15 protein-coding genes are annotated in these 20,656 nt (G+C 44.3%); 6 read left to right on the top strand and 9 right to left on the bottom strand.

Translation table 11 applies throughout. The annotated features are described in order from the left end of the window. Positions 1–57: 57 nt before the first annotated feature. From FYJ66_RS05310 to rpmB, 7 genes are all read right to left on the bottom strand, one after another. The gene (locus FYJ66_RS05310) at positions 58–1,302 is read right to left on the bottom strand and encodes a tRNA(Met) cytidine acetate ligase (protein WP_206157005.1); all 1,245 of its coding nucleotides are present in this window, start codon (positions 1,300–1,302) and stop codon (positions 58–60) included. Further along, complete coding sequence (locus FYJ66_RS05305) at positions 1,295–1,948, bottom strand: SPFH domain-containing protein (protein WP_154572479.1); 654 nt, start codon at positions 1,946–1,948, stop codon at positions 1,295–1,297. The genes FYJ66_RS05310 and FYJ66_RS05305 overlap by 8 nt, the downstream gene beginning before the upstream one ends. 72 nt (positions 1,949–2,020) lie before the next feature. After that, positions 2,021–2,512, bottom strand: coding sequence for a pantetheine-phosphate adenylyltransferase (gene coaD, locus FYJ66_RS05300; protein ID WP_154572478.1), 492 nt, complete (start codon positions 2,510–2,512; stop codon positions 2,021–2,023). Positions 2,513–2,567: 55 nt separating this feature from the next. Beyond that, on the bottom strand, positions 2,568–3,104 hold the full coding sequence (gene rsmD, locus FYJ66_RS05295; RefSeq protein WP_154572477.1) for a 16S rRNA (guanine(966)-N(2))-methyltransferase RsmD: 537 nt from the start codon (positions 3,102–3,104) through the stop codon (positions 2,568–2,570). Positions 3,105–3,152: 48 nt separating this feature from the next. Beyond that, positions 3,153–5,195, bottom strand: coding sequence for an ATP-dependent DNA helicase RecG (gene recG, locus FYJ66_RS05290; protein ID WP_154572476.1), 2,043 nt, complete (start codon positions 5,193–5,195; stop codon positions 3,153–3,155). Continuing rightward, a complete protein-coding gene (locus tag FYJ66_RS05285; protein WP_154572475.1) occupies positions 5,185–5,628 on the bottom strand; it encodes a hypothetical protein in 444 nt (147 codons plus the stop codon). The genes recG and FYJ66_RS05285 overlap by 11 nt, the downstream gene beginning before the upstream one ends. Before the next feature lie 88 nt (positions 5,629–5,716). After that, complete coding sequence (gene rpmB / locus FYJ66_RS05280; protein WP_154572474.1) at positions 5,717–5,908, bottom strand: 50S ribosomal protein L28; 192 nt, start codon at positions 5,906–5,908, stop codon at positions 5,717–5,719. Between the two features lie 236 nt (positions 5,909–6,144). Here rpmB and FYJ66_RS05275 point away from each other — a divergent pair, with 236 nt between their 5' ends. From FYJ66_RS05275 to FYJ66_RS05265, 3 genes are all read left to right on the top strand, one after another. After that, positions 6,145–7,599, top strand: a complete 1,455-nt coding sequence (locus FYJ66_RS05275; RefSeq protein WP_154572473.1) for a zinc-binding metallopeptidase family protein — start codon at positions 6,145–6,147, stop codon at positions 7,597–7,599. Positions 7,600–7,838: 239 nt separating this feature from the next. Further along, the gene (locus tag FYJ66_RS05270; RefSeq protein ID WP_206157004.1) at positions 7,839–11,018 is read left to right on the top strand and encodes a transglycosylase domain-containing protein; all 3,180 of its coding nucleotides are present in this window, start codon (positions 7,839–7,841) and stop codon (positions 11,016–11,018) included. 443 nt (positions 11,019–11,461) lie between these two features. After that, a complete protein-coding gene (locus tag FYJ66_RS05265) occupies positions 11,462–12,868 on the top strand; it encodes a sodium-dependent transporter (RefSeq protein WP_154572471.1) in 1,407 nt (468 codons plus the stop codon). A 194-nt stretch (positions 12,869–13,062) separates the two neighbouring features. Here the strand turns inward: FYJ66_RS05265 and FYJ66_RS05260 are convergent, their stop codons facing one another. Further along, entirely contained in the window at positions 13,063–14,337 is a 1,275-nt protein-coding gene (locus FYJ66_RS05260) for an O-acetylhomoserine aminocarboxypropyltransferase/cysteine synthase family protein (RefSeq protein ID WP_154572470.1), read from the bottom strand. A 316-nt stretch (positions 14,338–14,653) separates the two neighbouring features. Here FYJ66_RS05260 and sstT point away from each other — a divergent pair, with 316 nt between their 5' ends. Beyond that, positions 14,654–15,922: a serine/threonine transporter SstT gene (gene sstT, locus FYJ66_RS05255; RefSeq protein ID WP_154572469.1), complete on the top strand. Its 1,269-nt coding sequence runs from the start codon at positions 14,654–14,656 to the stop codon at positions 15,920–15,922. A 126-nt stretch (positions 15,923–16,048) separates the two neighbouring features. Here sstT and cls read toward each other — a convergent pair whose 3' ends face one another. Further along, positions 16,049–17,623, bottom strand: coding sequence for a cardiolipin synthase (cls, locus tag FYJ66_RS05250; RefSeq protein ID WP_154572468.1), 1,575 nt, complete (start codon positions 17,621–17,623; stop codon positions 16,049–16,051). A 298-nt stretch (positions 17,624–17,921) separates the two neighbouring features. On the opposite strand from cls, the gene FYJ66_RS05245 reads away from it, so the two are divergent. Continuing rightward, positions 17,922–19,154 carry an argininosuccinate synthase gene (locus FYJ66_RS05245; RefSeq protein ID WP_154572467.1) on the top strand — a complete coding sequence of 411 codons (1,233 nt, stop codon included), beginning with the start codon at positions 17,922–17,924 and terminating at the stop codon, positions 19,152–19,154. 124 nt (positions 19,155–19,278) lie between these two features. After that, on the top strand, positions 19,279–20,652 hold the full coding sequence (gene argH / locus FYJ66_RS05240) for an argininosuccinate lyase (protein ID WP_154572466.1): 1,374 nt from the start codon (positions 19,279–19,281) through the stop codon (positions 20,650–20,652). Positions 20,653–20,656 lie beyond the last annotated feature (4 nt).

Below are 20,656 nucleotides of genomic sequence, written 5' to 3'. Positions count from 1 at the left end.
TGATATTATAGATTAAAAACTAGTAGCTGTCAATAAGAATTATTGCACATGTTGTGTTTACCTGGCAGGAACCAGGCTTCTGACCCGGTCAGAATTTTTATAGAGCTCCCTTCCTGTAATCAGGTTATAGACATCAGTACCCCGAACCTCTGTCATAAGCTGGTATCTGATCTTCCTGTCATTTTCATCTGACTCATCAAGCCTTCTGAGTGTTTTATTCACATTTGTGATAACCGGCAGGGTATTTCTGCCATTCTTGACGGAATCTTTCAGCAGTTTCCGCCCCCTGCTGTTCATTGCCAGGACCCTGATGTAAGCGGGGTCTTTCATTTTCCTGTCTGTTTCCACCAGAAGCTCCATCAAGAGCCTGGAAACGTGAGTATATGTATATCTCCGGGATTTAGTAAGGCCAATCAGCTCTTCAATGCTCTCCGCAGAACGGACCGCTTTCTTGAGGCGGTTTCCAATGCCCTCTCCCCCATCTGGCAATTTTGCGAAGACCGCTTCGTCGCTCATCAATATCTTGTAACGTAGAAGATCAAAGTACCGGTTTTCTCTTTGCCTTAATTCTTCAGGTGTTATTTGAAAAATTCTTTTTTCTGAAGCGGGAGGAACGAATTTCCCTGTGTTTTCTCCTTCTGCCAGGAGTTTTCTTATACCAGTTGCACTTTGAAAAATGTTTCCCGGATCGCTGTCCGCCGTATCGTTATATCCCGGCCCCACCCTTTTTACAGGAACAATTTTAAGACGAGATTCCAGCTGATTTACTGTTCTGATATATTCAAGAGCCAGAATGTCATTTGAGTCTGATGGAAGCTGATATTCACTTCCTGTAACCTGGCTGAAAGCCTCTGAACGGGCAGCGGGCCAGGACATTCCATTCCTTGAAAGGGTGCCTGTTTTCTCTGAAATTTCCACTTCATATCGTTCAAGAAGTTCTGCAATTTCCTTAAGTTTCCCGGAATCTCCTGATTCAGATCCGAAGGCCAGGTGGGTGACCATTCCAAGAGAGTTTAGAAGACTGACTCCTCCCTTGGCATAAATGCCAGCGTTGGAAAGGCAACAGAAAACCGGGATCTCTATCACCAGATCTGCACCGCAGTCTATAGCAATCCCGGCTCTTTCCCATTTGTCAATCAAGGCCGCCTGTCCCCTCTGTACAAAATTACCGCTCATGGCGCACACTACCGCCTGACATCCAGTAATCTTTACAGCCTCTCTCATCTGGTACAGATGGCCATTATGAAAGGGATTATATTCTGCAACAATGCCCAGAACTCCAGGTTCCTGACAATTAATCATCTTCTCCGTCTCTGTCGAATTCAGGCTGCTGATATTTGTTTCCATCGTAATCAGCATCGTCGCTATAATCAGGTGCAGGCACTGCAGCTCTGTCAGCAGCAGTATTCTCTACATTATCCTGAAGGCGGCTGGCCATATCCTTTACTTCCTGCCTGTTTCCGTTAACCTTGCCATTTACATCGTTAATAATGTCAGCAAACTTCTCGTTCATAGGCTGGATAAACTCATTTGCCAATCCTGCCATCTCGTTCTGCATATCATAGAGCATCTTGTCTATATACTCATATGCTCTGAGTTTAATATATCTGCTGTGGCTCTCTGCCTCGTTTACAAGGGCATTTGCTCTCTTTTCGGCTTCCTTCTTGACAATATCGTTCTCGACCAGGTACTCCGCCTGCCTTTTAGCTGCAACAATTACCTTGTCATACTCGCTCTTGGCTTCGTTGAGGATCCTTTCCTGCTCGTCCTTAACCCATCTTGCCTGCTGAATATCCTTTGGCAAGCTGAGTCTGATATCATCGATAATGCTCTTCAGCTCATCTCCGTCTACAATTGTCTTGTCAGAGAACGGAACTTTAGATGCATTTGTTACCAGGTCCTCCAGTTCGTCCAGCAGAGACATTACTCTGATCGATTCATCACTCATTTCTTATCCTCCTATTGATCATGATAAGGAATCATGTTTGATACAACGTTGCTCCAGTACAGGACGTATTATCTACATCTCTTGTCCGACTTTCTCACTGAGCCTCTCTCTTACGTACTCCGGTACAAGTCCTCTGATATCTCCCCCATAAGACGCCACTTCTTTGATCAGCGAAGAACTGATAAATGAAAATGACGGATCGGCCATCAGAAACACTGTCTCTGTACCGTGCCTGTAAAGGCGGGCATTCATTTGAGCCATCTGAATTTCATACTCAAAGTCGGTTGTGGCTCTTAAGCCTCTGACAACTGCCTGAAATCCATGGTCATTTACATAATCAGCCAGCAATCCCGAAAAAGAATCTACTTCAACGTTGTGAAGCTCCGACGTAACATGCCTCACAATATCCATTCTTTCATCCAGGGTGAAAAGAGATCTCTTACTGTTATTAACAATCACTCCCACTGTAATGGAATCGAACATTCCTGCAGCACGGCTGATTATATTAAGGTGTCCGTTTGTAATCGGGTCAAATGATCCGGCAATTAATGCATTTCTCTGCATAGAAACAATCCTGCCTTTTGTGTATTTTATCAAATGGTATTTGTATATGCAACAATTAACGAGCCTCAAACAGGTCAACGCCAATGGTTCCGTACTTTTTTTCCTTAATTTTTACAAGCCTTCCGTATGAATCCGATAATTTATTATCGTAAAGATGTTCTGCAACCACTATCATACCTTCCTTAACCAGGTCATTTTCTTCTAATAATCTGAAAGCTTCTTCATAAAAGCCTGACCGGTATGGAGGATCAAGAAATACAATATCAGGCTTTTCGGTCAGAAGGCTCAGGCACTTTCTGAAGTCGTGATTATACAGAACTGCCCTGTCTCCAGCCTTGCAATTTTCACTATTTCTCTTCAAAACACGGAAATTAGCCCTGTCTCCCTCATTGAACCAGCAGATATCTGCCCCTCTGGAAAGAGCCTCCAGACCCAGGCTGCCAGAACCTGCAAAAAGGTCCAGCACCTTTGCCCCTGGAACACTGAAATTAATCATGCTGAAAACAGCCTCCCTGACCTTCTCTGTTGTAGGCCGGATGCCTTCTGGAATCTCAATCTTCCTGTATTTATATTCTCCTGCTACTATTTTCATTTATTCACGTCTCCTTTGACATTCTCTACTAGAAATAATCTATTGGTGTCAGATAACGTTGCTATTGTCAACAACCGAAAGTTTTCCTATCCTCCGGTTCATTTCATCCATGTCCAGATCTTTGTAAGATCCTGAGATGATCTTTAGAGCATCATCTCCCGCTGCTTCAAGAATGTCCTGATATCTGAGGAGATTTGAAACTTCTGCTGCCGCTCCGTGCTGCATAGTTCCCATTATGTCCCCAGGACCTCTGAGCCTGTAGTCTTCCCTTGCTATTATGAAGCCGTCGCTGGTTTCAGTCATAATTCTGACCCTCTCTTCTGACTGGGAGGAACTGCCGTAGTTAATGAGGTAGCAATATGACTGAAGATCATTTCTTCCCACTCTTCCGCGAAGCTGGTGAAGCTGGGCAAGGCCGAATCTTTCTGAGTTTTCAATAACTATGATTGTGGCCCCGGGAACGTTTATTCCAACCTCGATAACCACAGTAGAAACAAGAATATCCGACTCGCCCCTGGCAAAAGCCCACATTATTTCTTCCTTCTGGTCTTTTCCCATCCGTCCGTGGATGAGGCTGACCTTGTAGCCGCGGAACTTTTCCTTCAGTTCATTGTAGAGCTTCATAGCGGAATTCAGATTCTCATCTTCATCAATGCTGGGAGCTACAACATAAGCCTGGTGACCTTTGCTCAGCTGATCTCTTACGGCAGCATATGCCTTGTTTCTTGTTTTGCCTGTCAGTCCTCTTGTAATCACAGGCAGCCTGCTGGCCGGCTTCATCTCTATGGTGCTGAAGTCCATGGAGCCGAAAACAGTAGATGCCAGCGTTCTGGGAATAGGTGTGGCTGACATTACCAGTACGTTAACTCCAGAAGACTTTTCTGCCAGCGCTCTTCGCTGCCTCACTCCGAAGCGGTGCTGCTCATCAGTGACAACCAGCCCCAGATTGTGAAATACAACTTTTTCCCCTAGAAGAGAATGAGTTCCAACAATAAGGTCTATGTCACCGTCACACAGCTGTTCAAGAATCCGTTTCTTTTCACTTTCCTTCATGCTGCTTACAAGAAGGCCTGTTCTGATGCCAAACTTTTCAAAAGCCTGACTCATATCGTGAAAATGCTGACGAGCCAGAATCTCTGTGGGTGCCATGACTGCAGACTGCTTTCCGTTTCTGAAGGCAAGGTATACTGCCGCTTCAGCCACCACCGTTTTGCCGCATCCCACATCTCCCTGAATCAACCTGTTCATGGGCTTTTCTTTCGCCAGATCCTTCCGTATATCTTCTACAGCATTTCTTTGACCCGAGGTAAGAGTAAAAGGAAGACTTTTTATAAACTCTGAAGGATCGGTGAAATCCATCTTTCCGTTTCTATCTTCTTCCCTTTCTGCTTCTTCAGATCTGAGAGCCAGCTGATATATCAGAAGCTCCTCATACACGAGCCTGTATCTGGCTGCAGCAAATTTATGCTCGCTTTCAGGAAAATGGGCATTAGTATAAGCATATCTCTGGCTGCAGAGCTTACGTTCTTCCACCAAAGTCTCTCCCAGCCATTCCTTGTCAAGGCTTCCGCAATTTTTCAGGATCTCGGTCTCCCATTTTATAAAATCCCTGGTGGTAATGCCTGCTGTACAATGGTACACGGGAATTATGCCCAGGCGGTCCTGTTCACTGCCTTTCTCTGTAATCTCAGGAGTTGTGAAAACAGCCATGCCGTTTCTGTGGGACACTTTTCCAAAAACAGAATATTCTGTCCCCACGTTAAGACTCTTCATCAGGTAGGGCATATTAAAGAAAACCGCCACAAAACTATAATTGTCTCCCCTGAAAGTTATAGTCGACATGGATCTTCCGCCGCTGATTCTCCGGTTCCCCTTCCTTATAAGAATACCGGATGTAAGAATTTCTGATCCGTCAGAAGCCATTACCGGTGAAAGGAACTTTCTCCTGTCCCTGAATCTGAATGGGAAATGTCTGAGCATATCTCCTGCGGTGAAGATATTCAGGTTCTCCAGCAGATCTTTTTTCTTATTTCCTATGCCTTTTATTTCTGTTACGGGGCTGTTAAATTCCAGTTTCTCGTTAGATTTCATTGGTTCTCGTAATCACCCTGCTGCCCTCTGTAATCAGACCTTTTCCAGAAGAACGGCCTTTTTCGCCAGGGTCTTTTCGTTTATCAATAGTACCCGCCACATGTGCAGTCAGCACCTTTGGCTTATCAAGGCACAGTGTTTCGAAGTCTGCTTCTATCATGTCAAATAGCCTGCCGGCCGCATCCTCAGGATCAATGCCAGCATAGACCGCAAAAGTAACATCAACATGAACGTCGTGGTCTTTGGACTGAATATTCACCGACTTCAACATATCTCCAAGGCCATTCCAGAACCTCTGCCTCAGCAGCCTTCCCTTTTTGCTGCAAGGAACCAGCATTGAGGAAAGAGAAAGCATGTTGTCTACAGTAAGCTTCTCCAGAACCGCGTTGTTGACCGCTACGATTCCATATTCATTTCTGGTCAGTAATGCCATGATGCCTCCTGATATAACAAGAACAATAGTCTGGAAAACAAAAAAATCCTGAGCTGAATTGCTCAGGACAATAACCGGAATTTATTTATTAGATGGCACGGTTTACTTTGCCAGCTCTCAAGCAGCTTGTGCAAACGTTAGCCTTTCTTACTGTTCCGTTATCATTCACTCTTACAGTCTGAATATTAGCATTCCACTTTCTTCTGCTGTGTCTGTTAGAATGTGAAACAGCGTTTCCGGATGCCTGGCCCTTACCGCAAACTTCGCATTTTCTAGACATTTGCCGCACCTCCTTACAATCTCAATATCTCACGTCATTCAACGCAAGGAAGATTTTACCACAATGGAATGCCTCATTGCAAGGACTATTTTTTTAAAAAAACTGAATTTCTCTCCGGGAATGTTTTCGACTGTAGAAATATGTCATTATTGTGATGAATATTCCCCAGTTTCCAACTTTATCCCTTCTCTATATTAGTGTATAATACCACAGAATTTCAATAGAAAGGTTCTACTATGACAGAGCATAAGCACAATAATAAAACAACATTGATCGTAGTTCTCATTGCAGCTGTTGCCGTTGGCCTTCTGGCATATTATAAGACAGCACGTCTTCATATGGTAAACAGAAGCGAATACAAGAAGATGTTTGAGGCTCTCGAGGAAAAGGGTGAGACAAAAGGAAGCAACAGCGACCAGCTTTCATCCCTGGAGAAGTGGGCTGAAAAGAATAAACTCAGCTGGAACACCGACAGCAAAGGCAATCTGATTATACAGCGTGCTGCAACGTCTTCAAAGTCTGATCAGCCTGCGACTGTAATAGTTACTGAATACAACAGGAATACCCTGGCAGATGACGCTTCTTCCCTTGCCACTGCAAAGTATATTGCAGAACACGGAAAAGGCACTCCCCTTACAGTTATCTTCCTTAATAATGAAGACAATCTTCACAAGGGTGCTGCCGGACTTTCCGGATCATTGATCCCTGACAATTCAAACGTGTTCTTCCTGGACTCCAATAAATCATCATATCTTTCCATGAATTCCTTCGCCGGAAAGATGTCTGATTTTGCGGTAAAGAAAGAAATGACTGCCAGAACCTGCGATTCAGGTGTGAAGATTACCATTTCAGGCTGCACCACAAACGATCCGAGATCCAGCATGGGTTCTCAGCCTGATCCAATAGATACCTTTGAAAACCTTCTCACCTATCTGAAGGGAAAATCAGTCCCATTCCAGATTTCAGATCTGAAGGTGGTAAGTCACGGAAATATGTATCCTGAATCCCTGACAGCAACCGTCATGGTAAATTCATATACAATGCCTGATCTGACCAAATACCTTGACAATAAAGGAGAAAGCTTCAGGAAGAAATATCACAAGGACTATCCTGATATTGCCTATACATACGAAACCATAGAGAAAGAGGAACAACTGCCTTCACAGGTATACAGTGACGAAACAACCGGCTCCATGATTAACCTTCTCTACACTATTGAGAATGGAGTTTACAGATTTGACAAAACCGAGGCTACAGACGTTCATAAAGAGAACGATCCTTACGCCTACAACTGTTTCACCGACCTGAAGGAAAACGGAGACACAATAGATCTTACAGTCTCTACCAGCGCACTTAACAAGATTTACATGGATCAGGTTGAAGACGAGAACAGCACTGCAGCCAAGCTGGCAAATGCATCAGTATCCACAGTATCCGAAACAGATGCATTCACTGGAATTAACCCTCAGCTTCCTCTGCAGTTCTCCAACTTCTACACTAAGGTAAACAATGTTACAGGAAAAGACATGGGACTTCAGGAGAATGACGATACGTACGTAACTGCATGTTCATATCTTTCAGCTGCTAACGACAGAGCCAGCATACTTCATGTAAGCGTGGCTCAGAACGGCAAGAGCTACATAGCAAACGCCCTTATGAACTTTATTGCTCAAAGCGTGAAAGTAAAGTAGTTTCCAGTTTAATAAGTACAAATATACAAATTTTATGCAGGGCTTCCTTTTATGGGGAAGCCCTTTTTTCTTCTGTTTCTCCTGTGTAAATTCTCCTGTGTAAAGGCCTGAAATCTTAATATTTTTTCAAGATAAAAGAATTTTTATTAATTATTGCTTAAATTTACGTATTCCGGGATATGGGCCTTCTATTATGCTATAATACTGTAATCTATGTTCCCAATTTCAGGAGGTATGAGATGCGAAAGGAAATAGAGGACAGAAATCAGGAAGAGAAAGAAATTGAATACTTTCTTTCCCGGTTTGATGATTCTGATTCCAACAACAGCAGCAATGATAGTATCACAACAGATCCCGGCTCCGGCTCTCCCGGAGACAGAGATTTTATAGTTTCCGAAGACGGCGTCGATCTGACTTCTGTAACAAACAAAGATCATAAAGCCCGCAGGAAGGTAGCTTTATTTGACAAGGCTTCCCGCCGTTATGAGAAAGAGAAGAAAAACAGCAATAGTATGAGCGGAACACATTCGAAAAAGAAAAAATCTTTCCTTTCCGGCGATACCATGAAGGAAAAATTAACTCTCCTTTTCAAGAAGGAGAATCCCAATTACAGACCAGGTGCCGGCAGCACGGTAAACGTCAAGGGCAAAGAAGTCAAGAATTCGCTGTACCTGTTCAGTCCATTAAGGACTCTCCGGACGCTTCTAGTGCTCTTTGCCATAATGGTGGTCATCTTGTTTATATACTGCTTCATCGTAATCAGTATGGCTCCGAAGATCGACCCTTCCAAGCTTTACGATAACATTGCCGAGAGTTCTACAGTATACAACGATGAAGGAAAAGCTATTGACAATGTTTACTACACGGAAGACAGGAAGTTCATCTCATATGACGATCTCCCTGCAAATGCCGTAAACGCCTTCGTTGCTCTGGAAGACAAAACATTCTGGAAGCACCATGGTTTTAACTGGACAAGAATGATGGGAGCTGTTGTCCAGTCAGTGACGGGAAGTGGCGCCATTTCTGGTACCAGTACCATTACCCAGCAGCTGGCTCGTAATGTATATCTTCCTAATATCAAGAGTCAGCGAAGTATCAGGCGTAAAGTAATAGAAATGTATTACGCCAGCCAGATTGAACATGCATTAAGCAAGAAGGAAATCATTACCGCATACCTTAACACCATCTACCTTGGTTTTGGCAACTACGGAATAGACACAGCAGCCCATTCCTATTTTTCAAAGGATCCTAAGGATCTCTCCCTTGAGGAATGCGCTGCCCTGGCTGCACTTCCACAGGCTCCTGACAGTTACGCTCTGGTAAAACTGGCTGACAGCAGCACAGTAACCGAAGGTGACACTAACATAATAATGAGAGAGCCTGACACCTACATCTGTAACGATATGTCAAAGGACAGACGTCAGACCTGTCTGGACCTGATGGAGAAACAGGGATACATTACAAAGGAGCAGCATGACCAGGTTTACAACAAGCCTCTCATAGACTTCATTAACCCTGATATCAAGACTACAACAGGCAATGATTCTTACTTTACTGATTACATGGTAAATGAAGTAAAGAAAGATCTGATGAAGAAGTACAACATCACCGAAGAAGAAGCCAGCCGTATGATCTACACAGGCGGTCTGAACATCTACTCAACTCTGGATTCAGATGCACAGAATGCAATTGTGAAAGAGTTTAAAGATGAGTCCAACTTCCCTTCCCTCACCGGATTCAGATATGACGGAAATGGGAACATGTTGGATTCTTCCGGCTATGTAATGCTTTACAAATACAGCAATTTCTTCGACAGCAGCGGCAATTTCATCATGGGACCAGATGAGGCAACTGTAAACAAGAACGGCTCTGTAACCATCAAACGGGGACACAGGCTGAACATTTACAGAACCGAGTCTAACGGAATAGTTGACTACAGCCTTGAATTCAAGCAGACATTCATCAATGAAGATGGAGTTCTCAACGTATATCCAGGAGGCTATATTAAGATTCCGGCTGAATATAAGAAACTGGACAAGAATAACGACCTTGTTATCTCCTCCAAATTCTTTAAGAAATATCCGGGGCAGATACAGATTGACGGAAGCAAGGTTATCCTTACCCAGGACGTGTACTCCCTGCCTTCAAAGGTTATGCAGCCTCAGGCAGCCATGGTCATTGTTGAAAACGGCACTGGTCACATAAAGGCAATGGTAGGCGGACGAAACGTAGTGGGACGTCAGCTTTATAACAGAACAATCCACACCAGACAGTCAGGATCATCCATCAAGCCTCTCAGTGTATATGGTGCAGCTCTTCAGAAGAGTTATGAGCTTCAGGCTGAAGGACAGAAATTCTCCTACCATAATGTAGGCAACTCCAGGCAGGGAACTTCCGGGTACGGTGATTACCTGACTGCTGCATCAACCATTGTAGATGAGCCTCTGTACTTTGGAGGACAGCAGTGGCCTAAGAACGCTGAAAACAATTTTGTCGGTTCTGTTTCATTTAGAAAAGCCCTTCAGCAGTCCATCAACACCTGTGCTGTAAAGATACAGCAGCAGGTTGGAAACGAATATTCTGCTGAAATGCTGAAGAAATTCGGACTCACTACAGTTGTAACAGATACATCTGAGTCTTCAAACGACATGACCCCTGCTGCTCTCGCTCTTGGAGGTTTCACCCACGGTGTTAAACCTTTGGAAATGGCCCAGGCATATGCATCCTTCCCTAACGGAGGAGTAAGAAAAGATTCAGTTGCTTATACAAAGGTAACCGACAGGAACGGAAAAGTTCTCCTTAAATCCAAATCCGGTTCTCACAAAGTTCTGGATGAAGGTGTGGCATGGATAATGACAGACCTTCTGAAATCCGTAGTTTCAAACGGACTTGGTCAGCCTGCTGCAATATCGGGAGTTCAGGCAGGAGGAAAAACCGGAACAACAAATGATAACTACGATATCTGGTTTGACGGATTTACGCCGCACTATACTGCTGTACTTTGGATTGGATCGGACGTAAACATCAAGCTGACCAGCATGTCCAACATGGCAGCCGCTCTCTGGGGCAAGATCATGAACCAGATTCCGAAGGCAAAAACCGGATCCTATAAGAAAATGCCTTCAGATGTAGTTAAGTCAAATGGAGAGTATTTTACAAAGGGAACAGAAACCGGTGTTCAGAAGCTTGTTATGAAGGTGGAGGAAGAAACCACTACGAAGGAAGAGGAAAAGAAAGAAGAAACTACTACTCAGACAACACCTTCAACGCCATCGACACCAACTACCCCATCCACGCCAGATAGCGGAAATACTGGCGGCACAACTGGAGGAAATACAGGCGGTGGTACTACCGGCGGCGGCACAACCGGAGGAACCACTGGAGGTGGTACTACCGGCGGAGGAACTGCTACACCGTAAAATCTCCAGGCAGTATGTAATAAGTAATGTAATACAGCATTTAAATCAATCCCCTTTCATTAACCATGGAGGGGGATTTTTATTTGATGAATCTGATTAAACTGGTGGAAGATCATGTTCCTTACAGAATAGGCTGGGATTAATTTAACCTGAATTAATTTGTTAATGAATAAACATAAAAAATTCTTTATATACATTTTTTATTCAAAATTAGTGTATCGTGCACAGATATTGGTGCACGATACATTTTTCTTGTTGTAATTTGTGTGAACGCATTAAACCATTGATTTTTACGGCATTTTTATACTGATGAAATTAAACGTGACTATTATGTGACCCCCATATCTCGGTTGTGTGATGCACTTCATCATATTGACAACATATTGTACAGGTTTTATAATTTGTGCATAAAAGCTTTGGTTATTCATTATATGGAGGTAACTATGGAAGACAACAATAAAGGCCAATTTAATTCCAACTTTGGATTCCTGATGGCCTCTCTTGGTTCAGCTGTAGGACTGGGTAACCTGTGGTCATTCCCTTACAAGATGGGAATCGGCGGCGGATTTGCTTTCCTGCTGATCTACATCATCCTGGCAGTAATCGTAGGATATCCTCTGATGCTTTCCGAGATTACTCTTGGTCGTAAGACACAGAAGGCTGCCATCGAAGCCTACAAGGAAGCTGATCACAGATTCACCTTCAACGGTGTTCTGCAGACCGCAGTTCCTTGGTTCCTGATTGCTTTCTACTGCACATTCGGCGGATATATCACCAAGTACCTGGTAGATTCTGTTATCGGACTTTTCTCCAGCAAGACAGATATCGAATCCATGGATCCTGGACAGATGTTCGGCGACATGATCAGTGTTGGTCAGGTAGGCAAGGGAGTAATGTGGATGGTACTGTTCCTTGCAATTACAACTGTCATCGTATTCGGCGGAGTATCCGGCGGTATCGAGAAGTTCTGCAAGATCGCAATGCCTGCCCTCTTCTTCCTTCTGATTATCGTAGTAATCAGATCCTGCACACTGCCTGGCGCAGGTCCTGGACTTAAGTTCCTGTTCAGCCCTGACCTTACAATGTGGAAGAAGAGCTTCTTCGATGTAGTTTCACTGGCTGGCGGACAGATGTTCTTCTCACTGTCACTGTCATCTGGATGCATTATTGCCTACGGTTCATATCTGGGCAAGAAAGAGAACCTGGAGAAGGATGCTGCTATTATCACCGCTGGTGACTCTCTGGTAGCAGTACTTGCCGGAATGGCTATCTTCCCTGCAGTATTCGCATTCGGCCTGGAGCCTGGTGCTGGTCCTGGACTGCTGTTCGTATCCATGACTACTGTATTCCAGCACATGGGATTTGCAGGAAGAATCTTCCAGCTCATGTTCTGGCTGCTGGTATTCTTTGCAGCACTGTCTTCTTCCATCGGAATGATGGAGGCTGGTATTTCCGCTATTCTGGACTCCAGAATCAAGGCTGGAAAGTCTGCAAACAGAGTAGTAGTTTCTTCGATCATGTGCGCTGTAGCATTCATCGGCAACTTCCTGACAGTATTTGACTGCCTGGGCGGAAACCCTAAGATGAACTGGTTCCACCTCTTCGGACAGGGCAGTGTTCTGGACGTTTGGGACTGCCTGGCAGAAGGAATCCTGATGCCTCTTACCGGACTTATCATGGCTATCCTGCTTGGATGGGTTGTTCCTCACTACATTGATGATGAAGTTGCTTCATCAGCTCCTGGCGGAGTATTCAAGACCAAGGGCTTCTACGACTTCTGCATCAAGTGGCTTGGACCTCTCTTCATGGCAATGATCGTTTATGGTCAGATTAAGTCATTCTGGGGCTAAATCACAAACGCAATTATCGCTATAGTTATTTATCACATTTACTACTTCATCCAAAAAAAAATCAAAGCTAGGAAAGGCGCTCCGGTTTATCCGGGGCGTTTTTTCTAGCTTTATTTCTTTCGATTCACTAAAAAACAGGGGCACCGTATCAACGGTATCCCCTGCTCCATATTTATTTAACTATCTAAAGATACTTATATGCTTTCGAGAGCCTTCGATACATCTTCGATAATATCTTCTATATTTTCTATTCCGCAGCTGAATCTTACCAGATCAGGCGCAACTCCTGCTGCAACCAGTTCTTCATCTGAAAGCTGCCTGTGAGTTGAAGAAGCCGGATGAAGTACACACGAATGTGCATCAGCAACGTGGGTGGCTATGATGGCAACTTTGAGATGCTTCATAAACTCCTCTGCCGCTTTCCTTCCCCCTTTTACACCGAAGGAAATAACTCCGCAGGTTCCTTCTGGCATGTATTTCTTTGCCCTTTCATAATACTTGTTTGAAGGGAGACCCGGGTATTCAACCCAGGATACTTTATCATTTGCCTCAAGGAATTCAGCAAGCTTGAGAGCATTCTCACAGTGCCTTTTCATTCTGACCGCCAGGGATTCCAGTCCCAGGTTCAGAAGATAAGCGTTAACAGGAGATTGAACTGCCCCGAAATCTCTCATGAGCTGAGCTGTAGCCTTTGTTATATAAGCCCCTTCCTGGCCGAATTTCTCTGCATAGGTGATGCCGTGATATGATTCATCCGGGGTGCAAAGTCCAGGGAACTTTTCCTTATGGGCCATCCAGTCGAATTTTCCGGAATCTACAATACAGCCCCCTACTGTTGCGTCATGGCCGTCCATGTATTTAGTTGTAGAATGAGTTACAATATCTGTTCCCCATTCAAATGGCCTGCAGTTTACAGGAGTAGCAAAGGTATTATCCACAATGAGAGGAACACCGTGGTCATGAGCTGCCTTGCTGAATTTTTCAAAATCGAAGACTGTCAGAGCCGGGTTCGCAATGGTCTCTCCGAAGACACACTTGGTATTAGGTTTAAAGGCCTCATTTAATTCCTCTTCAGAGCAGTCCGGATCCACAAAGGTAAAATCAATTCCCATTTTCCGCATGGTAACGTTAAACAGGTTGTATGTTCCTCCGTATATAGATGCAGAAGAAATAACATGATCTCCTGCCTGGGCCAGATTGAAAACTGCAAAGAAATTTGCCGCCTGCCCGGAGGAAGTGAGCATAGCCGCTGAACCGCCTTCAAGAGCACAAATTTTTGCAGCAACATAATCGCTGGTTGGATTCTGGAGCCTGGAATAAAAATATCCTGATGCTTCCAGATCGAACAGTTTGCCCATATCCTCACTTGTATCATATTTAAAGGTGGTGCTCTGAATAATAGGAATCATTCTCGGATCACCATTTCCCGGGTTATATCCAGCCTGAATACACTTTGTTTCCTGCCTCATAAGCGTAATACTCCTTTCGCTTTTCTTAGATCAAAGGATCAAGAGCATCTGAAACTACGTTCATCTGCAGATGCCTTTAATAGTATACATCTCATAGGCTCCTTACTTCTACGGAAATTTCCCTGTTTTCATAGTCCAGGTATATTTTTTTGTTATTATAAATATAAATTCTTTTTATCAACAGTTTGTATCTAACACATTTATATGTTATTGTATTATCGCTCAATTAATAGTGAATTTTGTTGTACTACGGTACAATAAAATTCAAGAAAAACGAGGAAATACGAAATACTATTTAGTTCAGAAAGGAAAAATCATGTCCGTCTTAAAGGGTATCGTAAAGAAGTATAACGACACCAGTCTGATAGTTAGAATTGTAATTGGACTGATCATCGGCGCTGCTCTTGGAGTTGCTGTTCCAGGAGCAAAGGGACTAAGCGTTTTCGGTGATATGTTCGTAGGCGCATTGAAGGCTGTTGCGCCGATTCTGGTGTTTGTTCTCGTCATAGCATCTCTATGCCAGAGTTCCAGCAAGCTGGACCGCCGCTTCGGTCTTGTTATAGTACTCTACCTTGCAGGAACAACACTGGGCGGTGTAACTGCAGTTGTGGGAAGCTCTATTTTTCCACAGACCATCACATTTGCAAAGGCGGCAGCCTCTGAAACAAACCCTCCAAGCGGCTTTGCCGAGGTTTTTCACAATCTCCTGATGAATCTTGTAGACAACCCTGTCAGCGCACTGGTCAATGCCAATTATCTGGGCATACTGGCCTGGGCAGTCATTCTCGGTCTTGCTCTGAAGATTTATGCTGCTGATTCAACAAGGAGATTCATGAGCGACCTTTCCGACGCAGTATCCCAGGCCGTAAGATGGGTCATTAACCTTGCTCCTTTCGGTATCATGGGACTTATGTTCACCAACGTTTCTTCAAACGGACTGGCTATTTTCAAAGACTATGGCTCTCTCCTTCTCCTTTTGATAGGATGCATGTTCTTCGCTGTGCTGATAGTCAACCCATTGCTCTGTTTCATCATTCTCAGGAGAAATCCGTATCCCCTGCTTATGAGATGCCTGAAGGAATCTGCTGTCATGGCCTTCTTCACCCGTTCATCTGCAGCCAACATACCGGTTAACCTTAAACTCTGCGAGAAATTAGGCCTTGACGAAGATATGTACACTGTATCTATTCCTCTGGGTGCTACTATTAACATGAACGGCGCAGCTATTACCATTGCTGTAATGACCATGGCCGCCTGCCACACTCTTCACATACAGGTGGATATTGCCTCCTCCGTTGTTCTGTGTGTTCTTGCAGCCCTCTCTGCTGCAGGAGCTTCCGGAGTAGCTGGCGGTTCCCTCATGCTGATACCTATGGCATGTTCCCTTTTCGGAATCAGCAACGACCTGGCCATGCAGGTAGTAGGGGTTGGCTTCATCGTTGGAGTTATCCAGGATTCTCTCGAAACAGCTCTGAATTCATCAGGTGACGTATTCTGGACAGCAACAGCTGAGTATAAGACATGGATGAGACAAGGAAAAGAACTTCCTACATTTCTTGGAGGTTCACGTCAGGTTGGAATATAACCATTTTCCATATTATTCCATCTCTAACAGTAAGGGGAGCCGCGGATACGGCTCCCCTTGCTGTTATTAAAAAGCATCTACTTTACTGCATAATTCTGCCTTATGCTGCCTCATATTCTGCAGATTCTACAGCAACGGGGCAATGAGTCTCAGGAGGCATTGAGCTGCCCTGACCGGAAGACTTCTCTTAATGCTGAACCGAGTGGTTACATCCTCGCACTCCCGGAACATTTCCTCAAAATCTTTTCTTATTTCTTCCACAACGTGAGAGTTGTAGATCAGACATCCATTCTCAAAGTGAAGGTATAAGCTTCTGTAATCAAGATTAATAGTTCCGACGGTGGCCAGATGGTCATCAGCTATGCACATTTTTGCATGGCAGAATCCCGGTCTGTACTCAAATATTTTCACTCCGTTTCTGCAAAGCCTGGTGTAAAAAGACCTGGTAAGCTTGTATATCACCTTTTTATCAGGGATTCCAGGAGTAATTATCCTTACATCAACCCCTCTTCTGGCAGCCATCTGCATCTCTCTCTGCATCTCGTCTGTGAGAACCAGATATGGAGTAATGAAGTAACAGTATTTTTTCGCATCTTTCAGGATGCTCATATATACATTCTCTCCAGTCTGTTCCTTGTCCAGAGGACTGTCACCATAGGGCTGGATGTAGCATCTCTCCACTCCATCATAAGGAATATCAGGAAGATACCGGAACAGCTCCTTATCTTCTCTTCCATTTTTGCTGGCACCGTTCCACATTTCAAGAAAAGCCACTGTCAGATTTTTTACTGCCTTTCCTTCCAGCCTTATTCCCGTATCCTTCCAGTGACCGTAAGGCTGAGTTATGTGAAAATATTCGTTTGCCAGGTTGTAGCCGCCGGTAAATCCCACCTTCCCGTCAATTACAGTAATCTTCCGGTGATCCCTGTTGTTCATGAAGATGTTTATAAGGGGCATTACCGGATTAAAGGCTCTGCACTTTATACCCAGTGCCTCCATTCTGTAAGCAAAGTCAGGATTGATGAATCCAATACTTCCCACATCATCGTAGAACAGCCTGACTTCCACTCCTTCCCTGACCTTTTCAATCAGTATTTCTTTTATTCCCTGAAAAGCTTCCTTATCTTCAATGGCGTGGTATTCCATGAAGATAAACCGTTCCGCCTTCCTTAGATCCGCCTTCTGGGCCTCAAGGCCTTCCAGGGCATCTGAATAGTAAGTTATGTCAGTTTCCGACCATACTGGAAAACGAGCATAATTTGAAACATATCTGAAGATATTTGCAACTGACAGATCTTTTTCTTCTATCTCATTTAGGATCTCAGGATCCTGAGGAATCAAAGGAAAAAGTTCATCGTCCACCTTCTGAAACCGCCTCTTCATCCGGATATTTGTATATGGCACTCCCATAAGAAAATACAGACACAGGCCCACTATAGGGAATGCCATGATAAGCATGATCCAAGGTATTTTATATGCAGAGTTAAGATCACGGCTGAATATTGTCAGAACTACTATTAATGTAAGAAATGTTATCCCGGTCTGGATCCACGTGCTGTAATGGCTCAGCCTGTAAGCCAGCCTGACAATAAAATATATCTGCAGTGTCACAAGCACTACTACAGTAAACAACCTGAACACACTGTTCTTTACTTCGTATTTGGTTTCATTGGTAAGATCGGAATAGTTTTTTAAATCCATCACTTAATTCCCCGGAAATACAGAAAACTGCAAAGATGTTTAAACTTTTAACTTTCGTAAGTATAACACAAGTTGCAAATGTATATTTATTAAACATTGTATTCCCAATAATACAGTATTTTGCCGATTTTTTACAAATTTGCCCTTGCATTTATATTCATTTTTCCATATAATCATACCATCGATTGAATGAATATAACATTTTACGCAAATTTATACCAAATCGGCAATTTCCTTCCGGCAGAGATACAGCAGATTATTTTATCCGGAGGGTTTCAAAACAAAGGGAGGCTTGAAAATGAACAGTTCAGAAAAGAAAGAGATCAAAAAAATCGTACTTGCATATTCCGGCGGTCTGGATACATCAGTTATTATTCCGTGGCTGAAGGAAAACTACAATGACCCTGAGATCATCGCAGTTTCCGGAAACGTAGGACAGGCCGATGAGCTGGAAGGCCTTGAGGAAAAGGCAATAAAGTCCGGAGCATCCAAGCTCTACGTTGAGGATCTGACAGATGAGTTCGTAAACGATATGATAATCCCTACTCTGAAGATGGGTGCAAAATATGAAGATTATCTTCTCGGAACAGCTCTGGCAAGGCCTGTTATCGCCAAGCGTCTGGCTGAAATAGCTATTAAAGAAGGGGCTGACGCTATCTGCCACGGCTGCACCGGAAAGGGAAATGACCAGGTTCGTTTTGAGCTTACACTGAAAGCTTTTGCTCCGGGGCTGACAATAATTGCCCCATGGAGGGAGTGGGAAATCAAGTCCAGGGAAGAAGAAATCGAGTATGCAGAGGCTCATCATGTTCCGCTTAAGATCAGCAAGGAAACAAATTACTCTAAGGACAAGAACCTGTGGCACCTTTCTCACGAGGGAATGGATCTGGAAGATCCGGGCAATGAGCCTCAGCTTGAGAAACCAGGATTCCTTGAACTGGGAGTTTCCCCCCTCCAGGCACCAGACCAGCCTGAGTACGTAACTATCGGATTTGAGTCAGGTGCGCCAGTATCTCTTAACGGTGAGACAATGACTGCAAAAGACATCATCCTGGCTCTCAATAAGATTGGCGGAAAGAACGGAATCGGCATCCTGGATATTGTTGAGAACCGTCTGGTAGGAATGAAGAGCCGCGGAGTTTATGAGACTCCTGGCGGAGAAATTCTGTACGCTGCTCATCAGTACCTGGAAACCATCTGTCTCGACAAGATGACCCAGCACAAAAAAGCTGAACTTTCCATTACATTCGGCGAGCTTCTCTATAACGGACAGTGGTACACACCTTTAAGGGAAGCCCTGTCAGCCTTCGCTGAGAAAACCCAGGAACACGTTACTGGTACAGTAAAGCTGAAGCTCTACAAGGGAAACATCATCAAAGCAGGAGTTTGGAGCGACTGGTCCCTGTATTCTGAAGAAATTGCCACATTCAGCGAAGATCATGTTTACGACCAGAAGGATGCAGGCGGATTCATTAATCTCTGGGCACTGCCTATTTCCGTACAGGCTCAGGTAAGCAAGAAGAACAAGTAAAAACAATTCTGGTTCCGGAACTACAGGGGTGAGAAGCAGCCTGAAAGGCCCCTCACCCTCTGGGTGCCGTAACCACCGGACAAGAGAAACCATTTTTTTCATAGTAAACACGCGAGGTAAGGAAATGAACAAACTGTGGGCAGGAGACCTTCACAAAGCACTGGACAGCAAAGCAGATGATTTCAATTCTTCAATCAAGACAGATTCCAGAATGTACAGCCAGGACATAAGAGGCTCCGTTGCTCACGCTACAATGCTTGGTGCCATGGGGATTATTCCGAAGAAGGCAGCAGATGAAATAACTGAAGGTCTTCTGTCAATTCTGGATGATCTGGATTCAGGAAAGCTTCAGATAGACCAGACTGCAGAGGATATTCACACCTTCATTGAGGGAGAGCTGACAGCCCGCATTGGCGAGCCGGGAAAAATGCTTCATACTGCAAGGAGCCGTAACGATCAGGTTGCAACAGATCTCCGCATCTATCTCAGGGATCAGGCTGAAGAAATTTCAAATCTGATCAAGGAAGTACTGAAATCCATTATTAAACAGGCTTCTGAAAACGAGAAGACTATAATGCCGGGGTACACCCACCTTCAGAGAGCACAGCCTATCAGTTTTGCCCATCACCTTCTGGCCTATGGAATGATGTTTACAAGAGACCTGACCCGCCTCCAGGACTGCGTGAAGCGGATGAACCAGAATCCTCTGGGCTGCTGCGCTCTGGCAGGCACAACCTACCATACTGACAGGTATATGACAGCCCATGCCCTGGGTTTTGACGGAATCATGATGAACAGCCTGGACGGCGTTTCCGACAGGGATTACTGCATTGAACTACTAAGTACATTGTCCACAATCATGATGCACCTTTCCCGTTTTTCAGAGGAAATCATTCTCTGGGCAAGCTGGGAGTTCAAGTTTGTCCAGCTGGATGATTCTTTTACCACCGGTTCAAGCATAATGCCTCAGAAAAAAAATCCCGATATTGCGGAACTTGTGCGGGGAAAGACAGGAAGAGTATATGGGGATCTGGTCACCATTCTGACCATGCTTAAGGGACTGCCTCTGGCCTACAACAAGGATATGCAGGAAGATAAGGAAGCTGTTTTCGATGCTGTGGACACTGTCAAAATGTGCCTCACAGTTTTCGCACCAATGCTCAGCACCATGAAAGCAATTCCCGAGAACATGCTGAAGGCTGCAGGCCAGGGATTCATTAACGCTACAGATCTGGCAGATTACCTTACAGTAAAGGGAATGCCTTTCCGAACTGCATACAAGATTACAGGAGATCTTGTATCCTGGTGTATGGCTCAGGGAATCACTCTGGATCAGGTTCCTATGGAAAAATACAAAGAATCCAGCGACCTCATTGAGGATGATATCTACAGCAAGATTGACCTGGCATACTGCGTTGCCAGCAGGACCTCAGAAGGAGGTCCATCCTCTGATTCAATCCACAAGCAAATAGAATATATAAACGGTTTCATCAAATAAGGGG

This window comes from Allobaileyella intestinalis (assembly GCF_009695865.1).
Lineage (GTDB): Bacteria > Bacillota > Clostridia > Peptostreptococcales > Anaerovoracaceae > Allobaileyella > Allobaileyella intestinalis.
This window is presented reverse-complemented; position numbering and strand designations above follow the sequence as displayed.

Coding starts and splice junctions, on each gene's coding strand:
- FYJ66_RS05310 (WP_206157005.1), bottom strand. CDS start 1,302: ATGATTAATTGTCAGGAACCTGGAGTTCTGGGCATTGTTGCAGAATAT.
- FYJ66_RS05305 (WP_154572479.1), bottom strand. CDS start 1,948: ATGAGTGATGAATCGATCAGAGTAATGTCTCTGCTGGACGAACTGGAG.
- coaD (WP_154572478.1), bottom strand. CDS start 2,512: ATGCAGAGAAATGCATTAATTGCCGGATCATTTGACCCGATTACAAAC.
- rsmD (WP_154572477.1), bottom strand. CDS start 3,104: ATGAAAATAGTAGCAGGAGAATATAAATACAGGAAGATTGAGATTCCA.
- recG (WP_154572476.1), bottom strand. CDS start 5,195: ATGAAATCTAACGAGAAACTGGAATTTAACAGCCCCGTAACAGAAATA.
- FYJ66_RS05285 (WP_154572475.1), bottom strand. CDS start 5,628: ATGGCATTACTGACCAGAAATGAATATGGAATCGTAGCGGTCAACAAC.
- rpmB (WP_154572474.1), bottom strand. CDS start 5,908: ATGTCTAGAAAATGCGAAGTTTGCGGTAAGGGCCAGGCATCCGGAAAC.
- FYJ66_RS05275 (WP_154572473.1), top strand. CDS start 6,145: ATGACAGAGCATAAGCACAATAATAAAACAACATTGATCGTAGTTCTC.
- FYJ66_RS05270 (WP_206157004.1), top strand. CDS start 7,839: ATGCGAAAGGAAATAGAGGACAGAAATCAGGAAGAGAAAGAAATTGAA.
- FYJ66_RS05265 (WP_154572471.1), top strand. CDS start 11,462: ATGGAAGACAACAATAAAGGCCAATTTAATTCCAACTTTGGATTCCTG.
- FYJ66_RS05260 (WP_154572470.1), bottom strand. CDS start 14,337: ATGAGGCAGGAAACAAAGTGTATTCAGGCTGGATATAACCCGGGAAAT.
- sstT (WP_154572469.1), top strand. CDS start 14,654: ATGTCCGTCTTAAAGGGTATCGTAAAGAAGTATAACGACACCAGTCTG.
- cls (WP_154572468.1), bottom strand. CDS start 17,623: ATGGATTTAAAAAACTATTCCGATCTTACCAATGAAACCAAATACGAA.
- FYJ66_RS05245 (WP_154572467.1), top strand. CDS start 17,922: ATGAACAGTTCAGAAAAGAAAGAGATCAAAAAAATCGTACTTGCATAT.
- argH (WP_154572466.1), top strand. CDS start 19,279: ATGAACAAACTGTGGGCAGGAGACCTTCACAAAGCACTGGACAGCAAA.